The sequence below is a fragment of the Streptomyces sp. NPDC022910 genome (assembly GCF_055561075.1).
Map to the genome: position 1 here is coordinate 1 of NZ_JBVHHL010000029.1, position 18,357 is coordinate 18,357.

The 18,357-nt window shown below is 71.9% G+C and carries 11 protein-coding genes and 4 pseudogenes; 4 read left to right on the forward strand and 11 right to left on the reverse strand.

Annotated elements, in window-relative coordinates:
- Positions 1-223: 223 nt before the first annotated feature.
- The 3 genes from ACZ3TS_RS25355 to ACZ3TS_RS25365 all read left to right on the forward strand — a co-directional run bounded on the left by ACZ3TS_RS25355 (position 224) and on the right by ACZ3TS_RS25365 (position 5,233).
- Positions 224-2,095 (forward strand): amidase, encoded by a 1,872-nt coding sequence (locus tag ACZ3TS_RS25355; protein ID WP_467621904.1) that lies wholly within the window; start codon positions 224-226, stop codon positions 2,093-2,095.
- Positions 2,092-2,265, forward strand: a complete 174-nt coding sequence (locus ACZ3TS_RS25360; protein WP_467621907.1) for a hypothetical protein — start codon at positions 2,092-2,094, stop codon at positions 2,263-2,265. The genes ACZ3TS_RS25355 and ACZ3TS_RS25360 overlap by 4 nt, the downstream gene beginning before the upstream one ends.
- A gap of 313 nt (positions 2,266-2,578) precedes the next feature.
- Positions 2,579-5,233, forward strand: a complete 2,655-nt coding sequence (locus ACZ3TS_RS25365; protein ID WP_467621910.1) for an alpha/beta hydrolase — start codon at positions 2,579-2,581, stop codon at positions 5,231-5,233.
- Positions 5,234-5,517: 284 nt separating this feature from the next.
- On the opposite strand, the pseudogene ACZ3TS_RS25370 reads toward ACZ3TS_RS25365, so the two are convergent.
- From ACZ3TS_RS25370 to ACZ3TS_RS25405, 8 genes and pseudogenes are all read right to left on the reverse strand, one after another.
- A pseudogene (locus ACZ3TS_RS25370) lies at positions 5,518-5,715 on the reverse strand (hypothetical protein); the annotation flags it as partial.
- Positions 5,716-5,879: 164 nt separating this feature from the next.
- Positions 5,880-7,907, reverse strand: a complete 2,028-nt coding sequence (locus ACZ3TS_RS25375; protein ID WP_467621913.1) for an SWIM zinc finger family protein — start codon at positions 7,905-7,907, stop codon at positions 5,880-5,882.
- A complete protein-coding gene (locus tag ACZ3TS_RS25380; protein WP_467621916.1) occupies positions 7,904-10,717 on the reverse strand; it encodes a DEAD/DEAH box helicase in 2,814 nt (937 codons plus the stop codon). Before ACZ3TS_RS25380 ends, ACZ3TS_RS25375 begins: the two co-directional genes overlap by 4 nt.
- Positions 10,718-10,823: 106 nt before the next feature.
- Positions 10,824-11,411 carry a sugar kinase gene (locus ACZ3TS_RS25385; RefSeq protein WP_467621918.1) on the reverse strand — a complete coding sequence of 196 codons (588 nt, stop codon included), beginning with the start codon at positions 11,409-11,411 and terminating at the stop codon, positions 10,824-10,826.
- Positions 11,408-12,544: an ROK family glucokinase gene (locus ACZ3TS_RS25390; protein WP_467621921.1), complete on the reverse strand. Its 1,137-nt coding sequence runs from the start codon at positions 12,542-12,544 to the stop codon at positions 11,408-11,410. The genes ACZ3TS_RS25385 and ACZ3TS_RS25390 overlap by 4 nt, the downstream gene beginning before the upstream one ends.
- Before the next feature lie 145 nt (positions 12,545-12,689).
- Positions 12,690-13,487, reverse strand: a complete 798-nt coding sequence (locus tag ACZ3TS_RS25395; protein WP_467621924.1) for an ATP-binding cassette domain-containing protein — start codon at positions 13,485-13,487, stop codon at positions 12,690-12,692.
- A pseudogene (locus ACZ3TS_RS25400) lies at positions 13,484-13,921 on the reverse strand (ABC transporter permease); the annotation flags it as partial. The gene ACZ3TS_RS25395 and the pseudogene ACZ3TS_RS25400, both read right to left, overlap by 4 nt.
- 158 nt (positions 13,922-14,079) lie before the next feature.
- Positions 14,080-14,829: a GntR family transcriptional regulator gene (locus ACZ3TS_RS25405; RefSeq protein ID WP_467622161.1), complete on the reverse strand. Its 750-nt coding sequence runs from the start codon at positions 14,827-14,829 to the stop codon at positions 14,080-14,082.
- 116 nt (positions 14,830-14,945) lie between these two features.
- Between ACZ3TS_RS25405 and ACZ3TS_RS25410 the strand changes: the two genes are divergently transcribed.
- Positions 14,946-15,956, forward strand: a complete 1,011-nt coding sequence (locus ACZ3TS_RS25410) for a Gfo/Idh/MocA family protein (protein ID WP_467621927.1) — start codon at positions 14,946-14,948, stop codon at positions 15,954-15,956.
- A gap of 72 nt (positions 15,957-16,028) precedes the next feature.
- On the opposite strand, the pseudogene ACZ3TS_RS25415 reads toward ACZ3TS_RS25410, so the two are convergent.
- From ACZ3TS_RS25415 to ACZ3TS_RS25425, 3 genes and pseudogenes are all read right to left on the reverse strand, one after another.
- Positions 16,029-16,592, reverse strand: a pseudogene (locus tag ACZ3TS_RS25415) (cytochrome P450); the annotation flags it as partial.
- A gap of 314 nt (positions 16,593-16,906) precedes the next feature.
- Positions 16,907-17,302 carry a guanyl-specific ribonuclease gene (locus tag ACZ3TS_RS25420; protein ID WP_467621930.1) on the reverse strand — a complete coding sequence of 132 codons (396 nt, stop codon included), beginning with the start codon at positions 17,300-17,302 and terminating at the stop codon, positions 16,907-16,909.
- A gap of 86 nt (positions 17,303-17,388) precedes the next feature.
- Positions 17,389-18,295: pseudogene (locus ACZ3TS_RS25425) on the reverse strand (DMT family transporter).
- Positions 18,296-18,357 lie beyond the last annotated feature (62 nt).

Here is an 18,357-nt window from a genome sequence, read left to right on the forward strand (position 1 = left end):
GTGAAGACCCAGCTGAAGATCTCCGGCTGCCACCAGTCCGAACACGGGGCGGCGGCCTGGCTCACCGTGCGCTCCTACCTCGACTCTGCACGCAAGCACGGCCTGAGCGCCTTCCACGCCATCCACCGCGCCTTCACTGGCAACCTCTGGATGCCACCCATCGCACAGACCACCTGACCAGGACACCTCACACACCGTCACCGATCAGCCGCATTCCTGCTGAATGCTTACGCACAGACTCAGCCGCCGGGCGGTGCTGGGCGGCGCCGCCGCGGTGACCACGGCGGGTGCCCTGTCGGCCGCATCCGCCGCGCCGGCCGCGGCGGACTCCGGTCCGAGCGCCGCATCCGCCTTCCAGCGGGCCCTCCCCGCAGTCTCCGGCATCAACAAGCGAAGGCGCGTGGTGGACTACGAGGTGATGGAGCTGGCCGCGCTGCTGCGCGCCGGCGTCGTCACGTCGGTCCAGGTCACCCAGGCGTACCTGGACCGGATCGACCGCTTCAACGGCCCGTTCGAGACCTACGGCGACAACGGCCTGTACAACGCGTTCGTCCGCATCGACCGCGACGGCGCCCTCGCCGCGTCGGCCGCGGCCGACGCACGTTTCGCGAAGGCCCGCAGGACTCGGGAGGACCTTCCCCCACTGCTCGGCATACCGTTCGGCATCAAGGACTCCGTCGCCGTCAAAGGCTTCGAGGCCAAGGACGGCAGCCACGCCTACGACGGCAACGCGGCCCTGCGGGATGCCACGGTCGTCGCCCGGCTGCGCGAGGCGGGCGCGGTGATCCTGGGGCACACCGTGTGCTCCGCATTCTCCGGTTCGATCACCGGTACGTTCGCCGGCAACGCCTGGAACCTGGCGTACGTGCCCGGCGGGTCGAGCCAGGGCTCCGGCGTCGCGCCGGTCGCCCGGCTGGCGGCGGCCGCCATCGGCGAGGAGACCGGCGGGTCCATCGTGATGCCCTCCTCGGCCAACGGCGCCAGCGGCATCAAGCCGTCCCTGGGGACCTCTTCGGTGGCCGGGCTCATGCCGCTGTCCCCCGGATACGACGTACTGGGACCCATCGCCCGCTCGATGCGCGACGCGTCCCTGATCCTTTCCGTGATCCTCGGGCCGGACCCCGCCAACGACCCGCTGAGCCTCGCCGCCCCCGACCCCTTCCCCGCCCTGCCGCTCACCTCCCGCAAGGGCACCAAGCCTCTGTCCGGCATCACCATCGGCATCCCGCAGACCGACTGGATGCGCACCAGTCAGGGCGTCCAGGTCGGCACACCCCCGCAGGACCTCTACGACGCCGATCACCGAACCGCGTTCGAGCGGCTCAAGCAGCAACTCACCGCGCTCGGCGCCACGGTCAAGGACTTCCCCGGTCTGGACGTCACGCAGGCCCGGAACGACCCCTACTTCGCCAGCACGGACGTGCTGGCCACCGTCGACGGCTCCCCGGTCTCTCCCGCCTCCGCGGTGCTCAGCCCCAACCGGTACGAGATCCGTTACTGGGACGCGGTCAAGGACTTCGCCGCGACCCGTCCCGCGGACCAGGCCGACGCGCTGCTCGCCCAGTACGGTCGCAAGGGCCCCAACGACGCGGCAGCTTCCTTCGAGTCGGCGACCCGCTTCGCCGGCGCGGTACCGGCCTCCGTCCGCGTCGAGGGCGAGAAGCGGCGCCGCACCCTGCAGGCCAACTACCAGGCCGCGCTGGACGAGGCGGGCGTGGACTTCATGCTCGTGATGTCGCTGGGCGCACAGATCGGCCCCCGCACCGGCCCCGGATCCGGCTTCCCCGTCTACCGCGCCTACTATCAGCTTCCGAACGCACTGACGTGGCCCATGGTCTCGTTCCCGATCGGCTACGACAGCACGCTGGGCCTGCCGATCACAGCGCAGTTCTGGGGACCGAGGTTCAGCGAGCCGGAGATCGTCCAGGCCGCCATCGACTACCAGGCGCACTACCCGGAGTACCACAACGCCGCCCCGCCCGACCCGGACACCGGCGGTACGCCGAAGGTCGCTCCGCACCGTCTGACGGCGCATCAGGCGGTCCCACCGGAGCTCTCCAACGACCCGCTGGTCGCCGAAGAGGCGCTGCGATGAGCTTCCTCACCGTCGGCTGGGGACCGGTGATCAATGCCGGGCTGCCCCCGCAACATCCCGGGGACGGCGAGACCCCGGTGGCCACCGTGGGCTGGCTGCCGAAGCTGGGCACCGCCTTCTACCCCTATCCGGACGACGACCCGGCCGGGGAGCTCGTCGGCTCCAACTGAACGACGGGGGGCGACGTTCCACCGAGCTGCCCACCGAATTTCGCCCACCGAGCTGCCGCCGAACCAACATCGAACGACGGCCCGGACGGGCCCCCGGCCCCCCGCCAACTCCCCCTGTAGGCCGCCTGTCACCGGCTGGCTCGCGCTCGTCGGCCGTCGGCAGAAGGTCGTGGGCATGGCGCGCTGGCGTCCGCCCACCACCCCACGCAGGCTCCCACCCATCACAGCTCTTTTCACTGTCGCTGCGTCATCCGGGGCTGCCCGCTGGGCGGTTCACGGATGGCCGCAGGCCGAAGAGTGAGGTCAAGCAGTAGTGAAGCGACACATACCCTGGCGGGCGTTGCGGCGCCCGCTCACCGCGGTCGCCACGGGGCTCCTGGCCCTCGGGGCGTCGGCAGCCGCAGGCACCCCGGTCGCGGCCTCGACGGCTGCTCCCGAGGCCGCCGTCGTCGACTCCGGCGACGGCTGGACGGTGACCCGGGCCGCAGGCGGCTACGCCGTCTCCCTCGGTCTGGACACCCCGTTGCCCGTCAAGGACGACATTCCTCAACTCCTGGTCGACGGCGTCGACCTGGGTCCGGCCATCGAGTCGGCGGATGGACGCATGCTCACGGTCACGACGACCGACGCGCACGTGGCCACCGCCGAGTCGGTCACCTGGCGCTGGTCCAGTGGCGGCAACAGCACGGCCGTCGGCCCGGCGACCCTGCCGTCCGCGAATGCCCAGCTGAAGGCCCAGCGCGACGCAAAGTCGGACGCCTCGGGCGAGGCGTCCACCACATCGGCCGATCCGACGACCATCGGGACCGGTCAATACACCATGGCCGACTACAACTTCGGTGCCCAGTCGATCGCCTTGGAGGACATCGGCGGCATCCGCGGCGAACTCGAAGGACGCATCTACCTGCCGACCGGTCACGGCGCGCACCCGCTGGTGATCTTCCTGCACGGCCGGCACAGCTCCTGTTACAACACCACCACCCTGAAGGGCACGAGCGGCTGGCCGTGTCCAGCCGGCACCGCCCCAATCCTCAGCTACGCCGGCTACGACGGCGCCGGCAAGGCGCTGGCTGCGGCCGGCTACACAGTGGTGTCGATCTCGGCAAACGCGATCAACGCCAACGACAACCAGCTCTCGCCGGACGACGGCGCCGTCACCCGTGGCCAGCTCGTCCTCGACACCCTCACCATGCTCAAGGCGGCCAACGACGGACACACTGTCATCCACCACGATGCCGCGAGCGACCAGAATGTGACGCTTGATCAGGCGCTTCTCACCGGTAGGTCCACCTATGTCGCAGGCACTCTAACGGCGCGTCAGCTGGTGGGCACGATGGACTTCAGCCGGATCGGGCTGATGGGCCACTCACGCGGCGGTGAGGGGGTGGTCACCGCGGGCACCCTCAACGAGGCACTGCCGCACCCGTGGCAGATCAAGTCGGTCTTCGCCCTCGCTCCCATCGACTTCACCCGCGCGACCCTGCCGGACGTCGTGACCACCACGCTGCTGCCGTACTGCGATGGCGACGTGTCCGACCAGCAGGGCCAGCACTTCTACGCCGACTCCCGCGACGGCACCTTCTCGGACGACGTGCAGCGCTCCACCATCTGGGTCATGGGCACCAACCACGACTTCTACAACTCCTCCTGGACTCCGCCGTACCCGGGCGCCTCGGACGACTGGTCGCGCGTCGACGACCCGGTCTGCGGCACCAGCGACGCCGCGCTGGCCTCCGGCGTCAACACCCGGCTGACCGCGGCGCAGCAGTACCAGGTGGGCTCGGCATACATCGCCGGGTTCTTCGAGTCGACCCTCGGCGGGCACACCCGCTTCCAGGGCATGTTCGACGGTTCCGGGCAGGAGCCCCCGTCGGTGGCCGACTACGCCGACGTGCTTACGGTGGCGCAGCAGCCGTCGTCCCTGCGCCGGGACGTCGACACCTTCCAGACCGCCTCGCCGCTCGCCTCGGCCACCGGTGACGTCACCGCGACGGTGTGCGCGAACAAGAACGGGCGTACGGTCGCCGAACCGCTGCCGTACTGCACCGGCCCCGGCAGCACACTCACCAACCAGCAGGTTCCCCACTGGACGCCCGCCGCCTTCGCACCGAACGTCCCGCTCAACGCCATGACCCATCTGACCTGGACGGGTACGGACGGTTCGTTGACCGTGAAGGTGCCGCCCTCGCAGCGCAACGTCTCGCGCTACGGTGAGATGACCGTCGACATGTCCCCGGACGAGAGCGTCACCACCGCGACCGACCTCCGGCTCAGCGTCACCGACGCATCCGGGCACACCTGGCACGATCTGGTGTCCCATCTCAACACCTGGGGTGTGAGCCGGATGCCGTCGAGTCCGTCCACGATCCTCGGCAAGATCGTGCTCCAGCAGGTCCACGTTCCGCTGTCGACGCTGCGGGCGGCGGGCCTGGATCTCAGGCGCCTCTCCGAGGTCGCCTTCGCCCCGGCCGTCGGCGCGGACGGCACGGCGAGCGGTGGAGCGTACGTGTCCGACCTGGCCTTCGACAGCAAGGGCCTGGGCACCGCGCACGTGCGGCCGCGGACGACCGTCAACGTCGCCTCCACCACGGTGGAGGAGGGCTCCGGTCCCGCGACGGACCACGTGGCCGTCTACCTGTCGCGCCCCAGCGCATCCGAGGTCACCGCGTACCTCACGGTGATCGGTTCGACCACCGGCAAGGTCGGACTCGCCATGCAGAAGGTCACGTTCCGTCCCGGAACGATGTGCCAGGCCGTCGGCATCCCGGTCACCGGCAACACCGAACCCGGCCCGGCCCCGACCACGTCCTACAAGATCGCCGTGTCGGACTCCAGCAACGCGGTGCTGGGCAGCCGGGACTTCGGCACGGTCACCGTCCGCGAGGACGACGGGACCACCGGAACAGCACCACCCGCTTCCCCGGTCGGCCCCCAGCCGGACGTCTGCACCGGCCATGAAACACCCTGACACACCGTCGCAGACGACTCACGACCAGCCGCCCTGACGGGGCGGGAAGGCCGCCTCTCGACGGGAGGCGGCCTTCCGCATGTACGGGCCCCGGGGACCGAGCGGTGCCCTTGCCGATGACCTCATCCACCCCGGTCAGAGCGGGAATACGGTGATCTCCGTGATGTCGGGCGCGGGGCCGAGTCGACGCTCTGGCAGGGACGACGATCACCCGGACATCATGGTCGGTCGTGCTGCAGAGACTGGCGTACCTGGGCGTGACGAACAGCCCCGAACAGTCGGCTTCAGTCCCGGACCTTGCCCCGCAGCGCTTGGTGACGTCTCAGAGCCACCGCCCGGAGCCGCTCCCTCAGCTCGTCCTTGTCTGCGCCACGAGTCTTGTTGGCATGGCAATTGGGGCAGAGACCAATCATTGCGCTCGGATAGTCGCGCCCACCTGCCGCGTGGTTGTCGATGTGACGGACGACGTCAGCCGCGCGGTACGAGGCGCCGCAACGGAAGGATCAAAAACAGCCGCGCGACACAGGCACGCGGGACTGCGGGGCGGGGCAGCAGTTGTTGAGAGTCATACGGCCCATGGCAGGAGTGCGACGCACAACTCGCCGGGCAGAAGGGGAGTTTGGGGAAGCGAGGGCCGCGTGCCCGCTCACCCCGCCCCCAGACCGGTCAGGGCTCCGACCGGGTCCAGGTCCGGGGTGCCCCGGGGCCACCAGTCCTCGCGCCCCGGTTCAGACTCGTAGGCGTACCAGAACCCGTCCTGGCCGAGGCGGAGCTGGACATGGCCGTCGGGGTGGGTGAGGCGGTTGCGCCACGGGCGGAACGCGGGGAGGTCGGCGGCCAGCAGCAGAGGGCGGGCGCGGTCGAAGCGGCCCGCGGGCGGGTCCCAGGGCTCCTCAAGGACGGCGAGTGCCGTCCGTCCGCCCTGTCGCCACGCGGCGACCGCCCGTGCCAGGTCGGCCGGATTGCGCTCGGTGGCGGCGGCCAGCGAGGCGTACAGCGTCCGTGTTCCCGCGGTGAGACCCGAACCGGGTCGGGCGGCTGCGAGCCGTACCGCGTCCTGCCACAGCGTCAGATCCGCGACCGGGTCGTGCCCTGTGGTCAGCAGGGCGTGCGCGCGGCCGGCCGCGTCCGCGGCCAGCTGGTCCAGCGCGAAGGGGTCCGGCCCGCCCGGCGCCCCGGGGTAGACCGGCGGCTGCTCGGGGTGGGCGGGCGGTGGCAGCGGAGGGGGGAGCGGCGGCAGCGCCTTCCGGGCCACGGCGTCACGGGCCCGGACACCGGGAACGGGTGCGGGTTCCCGCTCCTGGGCGGCCCGTGCCGCGCGCGCCGCGTTGCGCCGGGACAGCGCGTCGAGCAGCCGACGCTCGCCGCGGCCGCGCAGCAGAAGCAGGACGAAGGGGTCTCGGTCGAGCAGGCGCGCGGTCTGATAGCAGACGGCGGCCGCGTGTTTGCAGGGGTGGCCGAAGTCGGGGCAACTGCAGTGAGGTTCGAGATCGCCCGGCCCGGGGAGCAGCCGCACCCCGCACTCGGCGAGGGACTGCGGCATCTGCTTGTCCAGGAGCGCGGCGATGTGACCTGGCCGCTCGGCGGCCGCGTCCAGGAAGCGGTCCCACTCGTCGTCGGAGAATGTCCGCAACCGCACCTGGACGCGGTAGGGGCGCGGACGGCTCCCCTGGACGTACGCGAGCACGAGCCCGGGGGTGACGGTGATGGCATCCACGTTCCCCCGGCCCGCGTACGCCCTCCCCCGCGCCAGCCGCGCCGCGTCGAGTGCGCCCTCCTCCAGCGCGGCGACCCAGGCGTTGCCCCACCATGTCTCGGCGAACCGGTCGGATTCCTCCGCCTGCCGTGCGGGGAGCGCGGCGAACGTACGCCGCAACTCCCCGTCGCGATCGGGGGCCGCCATGGAACGCGGGTAGCGGGCCGCCGGGGGTGTGGTCTGGGGTCCCTGGGGCGGATCCGGCCTTCCCTGTGGGAGCTGCGGGGACAGGTCCGATGGCTCGCGCCGGGCGTGCGAAGGTCCCTTACCCTGCTCGCCGCCGGTGTCCTCCGCGGCGGACGCGCTTCCGCTCAGCGACGCCGACGCCGGTGGCTCGAAGGCACCCGCGAGCAGTTCCCGTACGTCCCGGAGTCGGGCGCCGCCGGAACGGGTACGGGGACGCGTCCCCGGGCGCCCCCGAGTGCCGGTCGGGCCAGAGCGATCCGGGCTCTCAACTCCCTTCGTCCGGCCCTTGGTCCGCACCGGTTCGGCTTCTCCCCGTGCGGCCCGCAACGCCTCACGCGCGGCGTCGCCGGGGCGCGCGGCCGGTGCCGTCTGCCGGGCGGGACCGGGGGTCGCACCGCCCTCGCTCACGAAGGCCGGGGGCTCTTCGCCGGACTCCGGCGGTGACACTGCGCCCGCTGCCGCCTGGCCGCTGAGGCGCTCGGCGTTCGCCTGCCGCAAAGCCGCGCGCGCCACGTCACCCGGCCGGGGCGCCGGCCGCACGCCTTCCCCGGGCGCCGAGACCTCCGCGTCCGCGGTGGACGGCTCCCCTCCCCCGGTACGCTCCCGCTCCCGCGCGGCCCACAGCGCGCGACGCGCCGCATCGGCGGGACGCACCTGGTCATCCGGGGGCGTCCCGGAGTCGGCACGCGGCTCCTCGCCCGCCGCGAGCCGTTCCTCCTCCGCCCCGCTCACGCCGTCCTCCTCAGCGACACCAGGTCGGACAGCTCCCGGTCGGTCAGTTCCGTCAGGGACGCCTCGCCGGAGCCCAGGATCGCGTCGGCGAGTGCCCGCTTGGACTCCAGCATCTCGGCGATGCGGTCCTCCACCGTGCCCTCGGTGATCAGACGGTGGACCTGGACCGGCTGGGTCTGGCCGATGCGGTACGCCCGGTCCGTGGCCTGTTCCTCCACCGCCGGGTTCCACCAGCGGTCGAAGTGGACGACATGGCCCGCGCGCGTGAGGTTCAGGCCCGTGCCCGCCGCCTTGAGGGACAGGACCAGGACCGGCGTGGCTCCGCTCTGGAAGCGGTCCACCATCAGCTCGCGGTCGGGCACCGGCGTACCCCCGTGCAGCAGGTCGACGGGCACCGCGCGGGAGGCCAGATGCGTGGTGATCAGCCGGGCCATACCGACGTACTGCGTGAAGACCAGCGCCGAGCCGTCCTCCGACAGCAGCGTGTCCAACAGCTCGTCCAGCAGGGCGAGTTTGCCGGAACGGGCGGTGAGGCCCGCAGCGGTCCCCGTGTTCTCCTTCAGATACAGCGCCGGATGGTCGCAGATCTGCTTGAGCGAGCCGAGGAGCTTGAGAACCATGCCCCGGCGGGCGATGCCCTCGGCCGTCTCGATCGCCAGCATCGACTCCCGAACGACCGCCTCGTAGAGCGCGGCCTGTTCGCGGGTGAGCGGCACCGGGTGGTCCGTCTCCGTCTTCGGAGGGAGCTCGGGGACGATGCCCGGATCGGACTTCTTGCGGCGCAGGAGGAAGGGACGGACCAGTCGGGCCAGCCGCTCCACCGCCTCCGCGTTCTCGGCGTGCTCGCCGTTCTCCACCGCGCGTGCGTGCCGGGCGCGGAAGGACTTCAGCGGACCGAGCAGCCCCGGGGTCGTCCAGTCCAGCAGGGCCCACAGCTCGGAGAGGTTGTTCTCCACGGGGGTGCCGGTGAGGGCCACGCGGGCGGGCGACGGGATCGTGCGCAGCGCCTTGGCCGTCGCCGAGTACGGGTTCTTCACGTGCTGCGCCTCGTCGGCCACGACCAGGCCCCAGGTCTGTTCGGCCAGCCGCGGCGCCGCCGTCCGCATCGTCCCGTACGTGGTGAGCACGAAGCCGCCGTCCAGGTCGTCCAGGGTGCGCTCGGGGCCGTGGAAGCGGCGGACGGGGACTCCGGGGGCGAACCGGGTGATCTCCCGCTGCCAGTTGCCCAGCAGTGACGCCGGGCAGACCACCAGGGTCGGCTCGCGGCGCGCCCGGCGCAGATGCAGGGCGATGACGGTGACCGTCTTGCCGAGCCCCATGTCGTCGGCGAGGCAGCCGCCGAGGCCGAGCGTGGTCATCAGGTCCAGCCAGGCCAGGCCCCGCAGCTGGTAGTCCCGCAGGCGGGCGGCGAGGCCCGGGGGCGGCTCCACGGGGCCGACGCCCGCCGTCAGCCGGTCCCGGAGTGCGGCCAGCGCGCCGACCGGCACCGCCTCCACCGTCTCCCCGTCGACCTCCGCGCTGCCGGTGAGCGCGACGGACAGCGCGTCGACCGGATCGAGCAGGCCCAGCTCGCGCTTGCGGGCCTTGCGGACGAGTGCCGGGTCGACCAGCACCCACTGGTCGCGCAGCCGGACGACCGGGCGGTGGGCCTCCGCGAGGGCGTCCATCTCGGCCTCGGTGAGCGGATCGCCGCCGAGCGCCAGCTGCCAGCGGAACTGCAGCAGGTCCTCGCTCTCGAAGAAGCCCGTGCCGTCGGTCGCCGAGCCGGGCGCCGGTCGCACGACCGCCGCCGCGGTCAGGTCATGCGCCAGGTCACGGGGCCAGTGCACCGCGACCCCGGCCGCGCCCAGCCGGGTGGCCGCGACGCCCAGCAGCTCGCTGAGCTCCTCCTCGGACAGCGCCAGAACGTCCGGCGCGTCCTGTTCGGCCAGCCTGTCCAGCGGCGGCCAGACCCGGGCCGCGCGGCGGACGGCCAGGGCGGCGTCCACACGAGCGCGGGGGCCGAAGGCCGCGTCCGCCTCACCGGCCCACAGCGCCGCCGCGTCGACCACGAGGGTCGGGTCGGCGAGGCTGTGCACCTGCACGACCGCCGCCCCGGCGCGACGGGCGCCCTCGCCGTCGTCGAACAGGTCGTACGCCGACAGGTCCAGGCGCAGCGAGATCCGTACGCCCGCGTCCATGCCCGCCGCGACCTCGGCGGCCCAGTCATGTGCCTGCGGCAGCCGCTGCGGCTCGCGCGCCGCGAACGGCCTGCCCGCGGTGTGGGCGGCGGCCGGGGTACGCGGCAGGGTGTCCGCGACGGCGTCCAGGAAGGACCGCACGAGGGCCTCGGGCTCGGGGAGCACGAGGGGGCCCTTGCCCGCGAGCGGGACGGCGTGGCCCTCGTACGGCAGCGCGGCGGCGACCGCTCTGAGGTGGGTGATGTCGTCCGGCTCCAGTGGTCCGGCCCGCCACGCGTCGTACCCCTCCGGGGTGAGCCCGGGCAGCAGCCGCCCCCGCGCCACGAGCCGCAGGGCGTGCAGCGCGGCCGCGCCCCAGCAGGCGGTCGCCGGATGGGCGGCGGGATCGCGCCGGGCCCGGACCAGCAGCGGCAGGGCCGAGGCGACCGGCAGCGACACGGCCGGCACAGTGCCGCGGCGCACTCCGGATCCATGGTGGCGTACGACGGTCAGGTCCTGCGTGAAGTACGACGGCGGGGAACCGCCCTCGGGGTCCCAGAAGGCGATCCGGCCCTGGCGGGGCACCGGCGCGGGCTGGAAGACGGCGGCCAGCCTCACCGGCACGGCAGCCTCGGCCACGTGTTCCGCCATACGTCCGGTCACCTCCCGCACTGAAGTCGGATCAGACGTCTTCGACTCTACGGGCGGGCTCTGACAATCGGCTCCGGCACCCGGCCGGGCCCGGTCGGGGCGACCGTCAGGGGATGGTGCGGGACACCACGTACACCGCCGGGTGCTCCGGTCTGGCCTTGTTCACCACGATGTCCAGGGTGGGCGCCGGGTTCTTCTGCTTGTGGACGAAGCCGTACCAGGAGCCCGCTGCCGTGAAGGTCCAGCCGACGACGTGCTGGTCGCGCTCGCTGATGGCGATGTTGTCCTTCTCCAGCGCGGCCTGGGTGGTCTTCAGATGGCCGAGGAACCGGGTCAGACCGGCGTCGGTGGTGTTGAACTCCACGTACAGGCGACTGGTCTTCCAGTTGTTCGTCTCGTAGTACGCGACGCCCGTGGCGTCCTTCGGGATGATCACCTGGTAGAGGCGGCGCTGCACGCGCGAGGGCCAGCCCGCGGTGAGGCCGGTCGCCGAGTACTTCGCCTCCTTGTCCTTCCCGCTGTTGCGGCTCTGGTTGGCGGAGATGATCAGATAACCGGCCGGAACGCCGATGAGCAGCCCGATGATCAGCAGGGTCAGCGCCCGGCGGCGGATCATCTGCCACCGGCCCTCCGGGGGCCGCGAGGGCTCGTCCGGCGGTGACGACTGGCGCGGTATCGACGCGGCGGCCGTCACAGGGGCCCCTTGGCGGTGCGGCGGGCCTCCGCGAACCGCTCGTACCGCTCCACGCGGCGTCGGTTGGCGCGCCGGAAGCGGCGGGCGACGAGCCGGGCGAGGTCCGCGGCGCCGACCATGCCGGCCTCGGGACCGAGCTGGGCGCGCGCGATACGGGCCTCGGGTCGGTAGCCACGGCCGGTCAGATGCCGCCGGAAGGCGTCCCGGGCGGGGCCGATGAGCAGGTCGTCGGCCGCGCTGACGCCGCCGCCGATCACGAAGCAGGAGGGGTCCAGGGCCGCGGCCAGGTTGGCGATGCCGACGCCGAGCCACTGGCCGATGTCCTGGAGCAGCTCGATGCACATCGCGTCGCCCTCGCGGGCCAACTCGGTGATCATCGGGCCGGTGATGTCGGAGATGTTGCCCTTGACGTGCTCGATGATCCCGTAGGCCACCGGGGAGTCCGCCGCGGCCAGCTCCTTGGCCTCGCGGACCAGGGCGTTGCCGGAGCTGTACTGCTCCCAGCAGCCGCGGTTACCGCACGGACAGCGGTGGCCGCCGGGCACGACCTGCATATGGCCGAACTCACCGGCGACACCGAACTTGCCGCGCTTGACCTGGCCGTCCTCCAGGATGGCGCCGCCGATTCCGGTGCCGAGGGTGATCATGACGAGGTGGTCCTCGCCCCGGCCGGCGCCGAAGCGCCACTCGGCCCAGGCGGCGGCGTTGGCGTCGTTGTCCACCAGGACGGGCACGGCCAGCCGCCCGGCGAGGCGGTCGCGCAGGGGCTCGTTGCGCCAGGACAGGTGGGGGGCGAACAGGACGCGGTTGCGTTCCGCGTCCACCCAGCCCGCCGCGCCGATGCCGACGGCGTGCACGTCGTGCCGGTCGGAGAGGTCCAGGACGAGCTCGACGATGGTGTCCTCGACGACCTTGGGGCTCTTGGACTTGTCGGGCGTCTCGGCGCGGAGCTTCTCCAGGATGTTGCCGTCGGCGTCGACGACGCCGGCCATGACCTTCGTGCCGCCGATGTCGATGCCGACCGTGGGAACGCGCGGTGCCGTCAGATGGGAACGGCGCTCGCGCGTGCCGACGGTCCGCAGGACGGTGGCCCGGGCGGAGCCGCGGTGGGTGAAGTCGCGGTAGGTGCTCATCGGCCCCGATTCTGCCCTACGCTGCCGCGGGCTTGCATTGCGGAGCCCCTGCGCTGCGCGCGGGGCGCGGTCCTGCGGGCCGGGCGGAACCTGCGGGTCCGTCGTGGCTTGTCGCGCAGTTCCCCGCGCCCCTTGCGGAGCCCTCCTACGGGGCGCGTTCCAGCTCGTGGCGCAGATCCTCCAGTTCGTCGCCGCCCGCCATCTGGCGCGTCAGTTCCTCCAGGGTGATCTCCTCGCGGGTGTGGCTGCCCACCATCTCGCCACGCTTGAGCAGCACGAAACGGTCGCCCACCAGGTACGCGTGATGCGGGTTGTGGGTGATGAAAACAACACCCAGGCCCTCGTCCCGTGCGGCCGCCACATATTTGAGGACCACGCCCGACTGCTTCACGCCCAGTGCCGCCGTCGGCTCGTCGAGGACCAGCACCTTGGCACCGAAGTACACCGCCCGTGCGATCGCCACACACTGGCGTTCTCCGCCCGACAGCGTGCCGATGGGCTGGTCGACGTCGCGCAGGTCGATGCCCATGCGCAGCAGCTGTTCGCGCGTCGTACGCCGCATGAAGTCGACGTCCAGGCGCTTGAAGGGGCCGACGCCCCTGCGCGGCTCGGAGCCGAGGAAGAAGTTCCGCCAGACGGGCATCAGCGGGACCACGGCGAGGTCCTGGTAGACCGTGGCGATCCCCCGGTCCAGCGCCTCGCGTGGGGAGGACAGGCGGGTCTCCTCGCCCTCGATGCGGAAGGTTCCTGCATCGTGCTGGTGGAGGCCCGCGACGATCTTGATGAGGGTCGACTTGCCCGCGCCGTTGTCCCCGAGGACGCAGGTGATCTCGCCCGCGTGGACCTCCAGGCGGACGCCGTCGAGGGCTCGGACGTTGCCGTAGTGCTTGCCGACGTCCTCGAGGTGGACGAGTGCGGTGCGCTCCTTGACGTGCGTCGTCATGCCGTTGCCTCCGCACGCTTGCGGACCCAGGCGTTGAGCAGGGTCGCGAGGAGCAGCATCGCTCCGAGGAAGAACTTGAACCAGTCGGGGTTCCACTCGGCGAAGACGATGCCCTTGCTCGTCATGCCGAAGATGAATGCGCCGACCGCCGAACCGGCCGCCGATCCGTAGCCGCCGGTGATCAGGCAGCCGCCGATGACGGCCGCGATGATGTAGATCAGCTCGTTGCCGACGCCCTCGCCGGACTGCACGACGTCGTACGAGAACAGCAGGTGCTGCCCGGAGATCCAGGCACCGAGCGCGACGCCCATGTACAGGCCCATCCTGGTCCTGCCGACCGGGACGCCGACCGCGCGCGCCGCGTCCTTGTTGCCGCCGACCGCGAAGATCCAGTTGCCGGCCCGGGTGCGCAGCAGGATCCAGGAGGCGACGGACTTGTCCGACTGCAGCCTGGCCTCGATGGCGGACTGCACCTCCGGCATGCTGGTGCCGTTTCCGTGCCCTTCTTGCGTAGTTGCTTGGAACTACCAAGTATCGCCGACGGCGGATCGACGTCGCAGGTCAGGGCCCTGGTGGGGGTAGAGGCGCCGGTTCAGGGACGAACGAGCAACTGGAACTCGAACGAGTAGCGCGAGGCGCGGTACGTGTGCGTGCCGAACTCCACGGCGCGGCCTGTGTCGTCGAAGGTGGTGCGTTGCATGGTGAGCAACGGGGCACCCTCGGGCTCACCGAGCCGTTCGCCCTCGACCTGGGTGGCGGCGCGCGCTCCGACGGACTGCCGGGCGCTGTGCAGCGTGATGCCGGCAGCGCGCATCAGGCGGTAGAGGCCGGTCGCCTCCAGTTGCTCGCTCTCCAGGTCGAGCAGGCCGGTCGGCAGGTAGTTGCACAGGTACGCCATCGGCTCGCCGTGCGCGAGGCGCAGCCGCTCGATCCGGTGCACCTCCGCGCCCTCGGGCACCGCGAGAGCCGCGGCCACCTCGGCGGACGCGGGCACGAACATGTTCACGAGCACCCGGGTGGCGGGACGCTGCCCGGCCGCCTCCAGGTCGTCGTACAGGCTGCTGAGCTCCAGCGGGCGCTTGACCTGGCTGTGCACGACCTGGGTGCCGACGCCACGGCGGCGCACGAGCAGGCCCTTGTCGACGAGGGACTGGATGGCCTGACGGACGGTGGGCCGGGACAGGCCGAGCCGTGCGGCCAACTCGATCTCGTTGCCCAGCAGACTGCCCGGCGTCAGCATCCCGTGCTCGATCGCGGCCTCCAACTGCTGGGACAACTGGAAGTACAGCGGTACCGGACTGTTCCGGTCGACGCTGAGCTGGAGCGAGACGGTCGGATCCACATCTGGTTTCGGCACGGCCCGAGCGTAGCTCCGGCGCTTGTTGACGGGAAGTTGTGTAGTCCGATTGTCCGGACAAACCATTGACACGGCAGGGGATGCGCCCTCAGGTTGTTTCCATGCGCATCGGACTCATCGGAGCGGGTCGTATCGGGACGTTCCACGCGACCACGCTCAGCCGCCATCGTGAGGTCGGCTCGCTCATCATCACCGACGTCGACACGACCCGGGCCCACGAGCTCGCGGACCGTCTGGGCGAGACCGCGGCGCCGGGCGCGGACGAGATCTTCACCTGGGGCGTGGACGCCGTGGTCATCACGGCGGCGACCGCGGCCCACGCCGAACTGATCGGTCGGGCAGCACGCTCCGGGCTCCCCGTGTTCTGCGAGAAACCCATCGCCGTCGACCTGCCGGGGACGCTGGCCGCCCTCGCCGAGGTCGACGCCGCCGGAACGGTTCTGCAGATGGGTTTCCAGCGCCGCTTCGACGCGGGCTACACGACCGCGCGTCAGGCGGTGCGCTCCGGTCGGCTCGGACGGCTGCACACGGTCCGCGCCCTGACGGCCGACCAGGCACCGCCGCCGGCCGCGTACCTTGCGCTCTCCGGCGGTATCTACCGCGACTGCCTCGTCCACGACTTCGACATCGTGCGCTGGGTGACCGGCCGCGAGGTCGTCGAGGTCTACGCCACCGGGTCCGACGCCGGCGGGGCCATGTACCGCGAGGCGAACGACGTCGACACGGCGGCGGTCGTGCTCACGCTGGACGACGGCACCCTGGCCACGGCGACGGCGACCCGCACCAACGGCGCCGGCTACGACGTCCGCATGGAGCTGGCCGGCGAACTCGACACGATCGCGGTCGGACTGGACGACCGTACGCCGATCACGTCCACGGAGCCTGCCGGTCCGCCGCCCGCGGACAAGCCGTGGACCGGCTTCCTGGAACGCTTCGCCCCCGCCTACGAGGCCGAGGTCGCCGCGTTCGTCGAGGTGGTCCGCGGTGAGCGTGCCAACCCGTGCGACGGCCGCGAGGCGCTGCAGGCCCTGCGCATCGCGGAGGCCTGCGAGTTGTCCCGCCACGAGCGCCGCCCGGTGCACCTCGGCGAGATCGCGGGCATCGGCGACTGACCGCGACCCGGCCGGGCTCCCGGGCTCCGCACCTCGGGTCTACTTGGGCCCGGCCGTCCCGCCGTACGCCCGCTACCAGCGGACCGGCAGGCTCCGCACTCCCCGTATGAGCATCCCCGGCAGCCACGGCCCGGGAGGGCCGTCCAGGGACAGGTCCGGGCAGCGCTCCAGCAGCGCGCGCAGGGCCGTACGCGCCTCCAGTCGAGCCAGCGGCGCGCCCAGGCAGTAGTGGACGCCGTGCCCGAAAGCAAGGTGGCCCTGCGGGGCGCGGTGGACGTCGAAGCGGTGCGGGTCGGGGAAGCGGGCCGCGTCCCGGCCGGCCGCGTCGAGCCCGATGATCAACGGGTCGCCCTCGGCTATGGCCGTACCGGCTATCTCCAGTGGCTCGGCCGCGTAGCGGTACGTCGCCGTCTCCACCGGCCCCTCGAAACGCAGCATCTCCTCGACGGCACCGTCCAGGAGCGTCATGTCGGCGCGCAGCGCGGCCAGTTGCCCGGGATGGGTGAGCAGGGTGTGCACGCCGTTGGTGATCAGGTTGACCGTCGTCTCATGGCCCGCGACCAGCAGGATGAAGGCCGTCGCGCGCAGTTCGCTGCCGGACAGGCGGTCGCCGTCCTCCGCCCGGGTGCGCAGGACCCCGCCATGGCCGCCTCGAGGCGGAGCACCCTCGGCCCCGCGGGACGCGCCGACTCGTCTCCGCTCACGGCCGACAAATCTATGCGGTGCCGCCCACGGACACCTCCCCCACCACCGTGATCCGCGACCAAAGTCGCGGCACCGCAGACTTTCGGCGCGGCCACACCGGGCGGGGCGGGACGTCGGTCGGACGTGCTCCGCCCCGCGGCCGATGTCCGTGGGGGGACAGGCCGCGAGGCGGTTTTTCCTGTGCGGAGGAAGAGCCGGAGGCCCGGTCGAGCGCCGGACGGGCCCCGGCTGGTCGCGCTGTTCGCTCAGCAGTCGAAGTCGATCAGGTCGAACGTCGCGTAGTGGTCCGAGGTGTAGTAGTCCTCCTGGTACTCCTCACCCGTGACGATGCGGCGGGCGCCGCGCGTCGAGGAGCCGGGCGTCTTGACCGTGTACTCGTGGTAGTAGCCGGTCGACTGCTTGGGCAGGACGCCTTCGCGGTTCTGGAAGACGCTCCCGTCCTGCGAGTACGGGAAGGGCCCGTTCGACGCGATCAGGTCGAGCGTGTCGTACGCCTGAGAGGGCAGGTCGCTGTAGCAGATGCTGCCGACGGAGGTGGCGGCGGCGTCCGCCGTGCCGGCGGAGACGGTGCCGCCCACGAGGAGGGCGGAAAGGAGAGCGGCTGCGGAGCCGATTCGAGTAGCGCGTGGGGGGAATCTCATGTCGTCATGATGACGCGCGTAGACCCTGGCATGTCAATGACAACTCCGGAGATTTCTCCCCTCAAGTCCGATGAATTTTCGGGAAGTTAACCTGCCGCCCGCCGCCCCCAACCCGTCCCCACGAGCACCAGCGCGCCGCCCAGCAACCCCAGTGTGCCGAGCCGTTCCCCGCCGAGCGCGATACCGGCCGCGGCGGCCCACAGCGGCTCCGTGCCGAGCAACAGGCTGACCCGGGACGGTGAGGTCCGGCGGACGGCCCACATCTGCACGAAGAAGGCGAAGAGCGTGCAGAACGCGGACAGGAACAGCAGCCCGGCCCACTCCCGCGCGCCAAAGCCGGCGGCCGTCCCCCATGGTGTGGTGTCGGCGCCGGCCGACAGGGCCACGAACACCACGACCGCGGTGCCCAGTTGGACGGTGGTGAGCGGCAGCGCGTCGGCGCCCTGTACGGCCTCGATACGGGACATGGCAAGGACGTGCACGGTGCGCGCGAGGGCCGCGAGCAGCATCAGGAGATCGCCGAGCGAGGGGCTGGTGAAGCCGCCGCCCTGGGTCAGCAGGGCGACGCCGAGCACGGAGACGGCCGCCGCGCCGAGGAAGGCACGCGGGGGCCGGGTGCGGGTGACGGCGGTCTCGGCCAGCGGCGTGAAGATCATGGTGAGGCTGATGATCAGACCCGCGTTCGTCGCCGAGGTGTGGACCACGCCGTACGTCTCCAGGAGGAAGATCCCGCTGAGTTATGAGCCCCAGGACCCCGGCCCCGCGCCACTGGGCGGCGGTCAGCCCACGCAACGCGCGCCGCCCCACCCCCGCCAGCACGGGCAGCACGAGGGCGAACCGCGGCACGAGGACCGCGAGCACCGTCCGGGCGGTGGTGATGTCCTTGGCGGCGAGATAGCTCGCGCCCCAGACCACCGCCACAAGGACGACGGGCAGATCAGTGAGCCAGGAGCGGCGGGGCGTGACGACGCCCGGTACGGCGATCGAGGACATGGGGGCGGCTCTCCCGGTCTCCGAGGGATGTGCGGAGACGTCGGCGGCTCCCACGTGGAGGG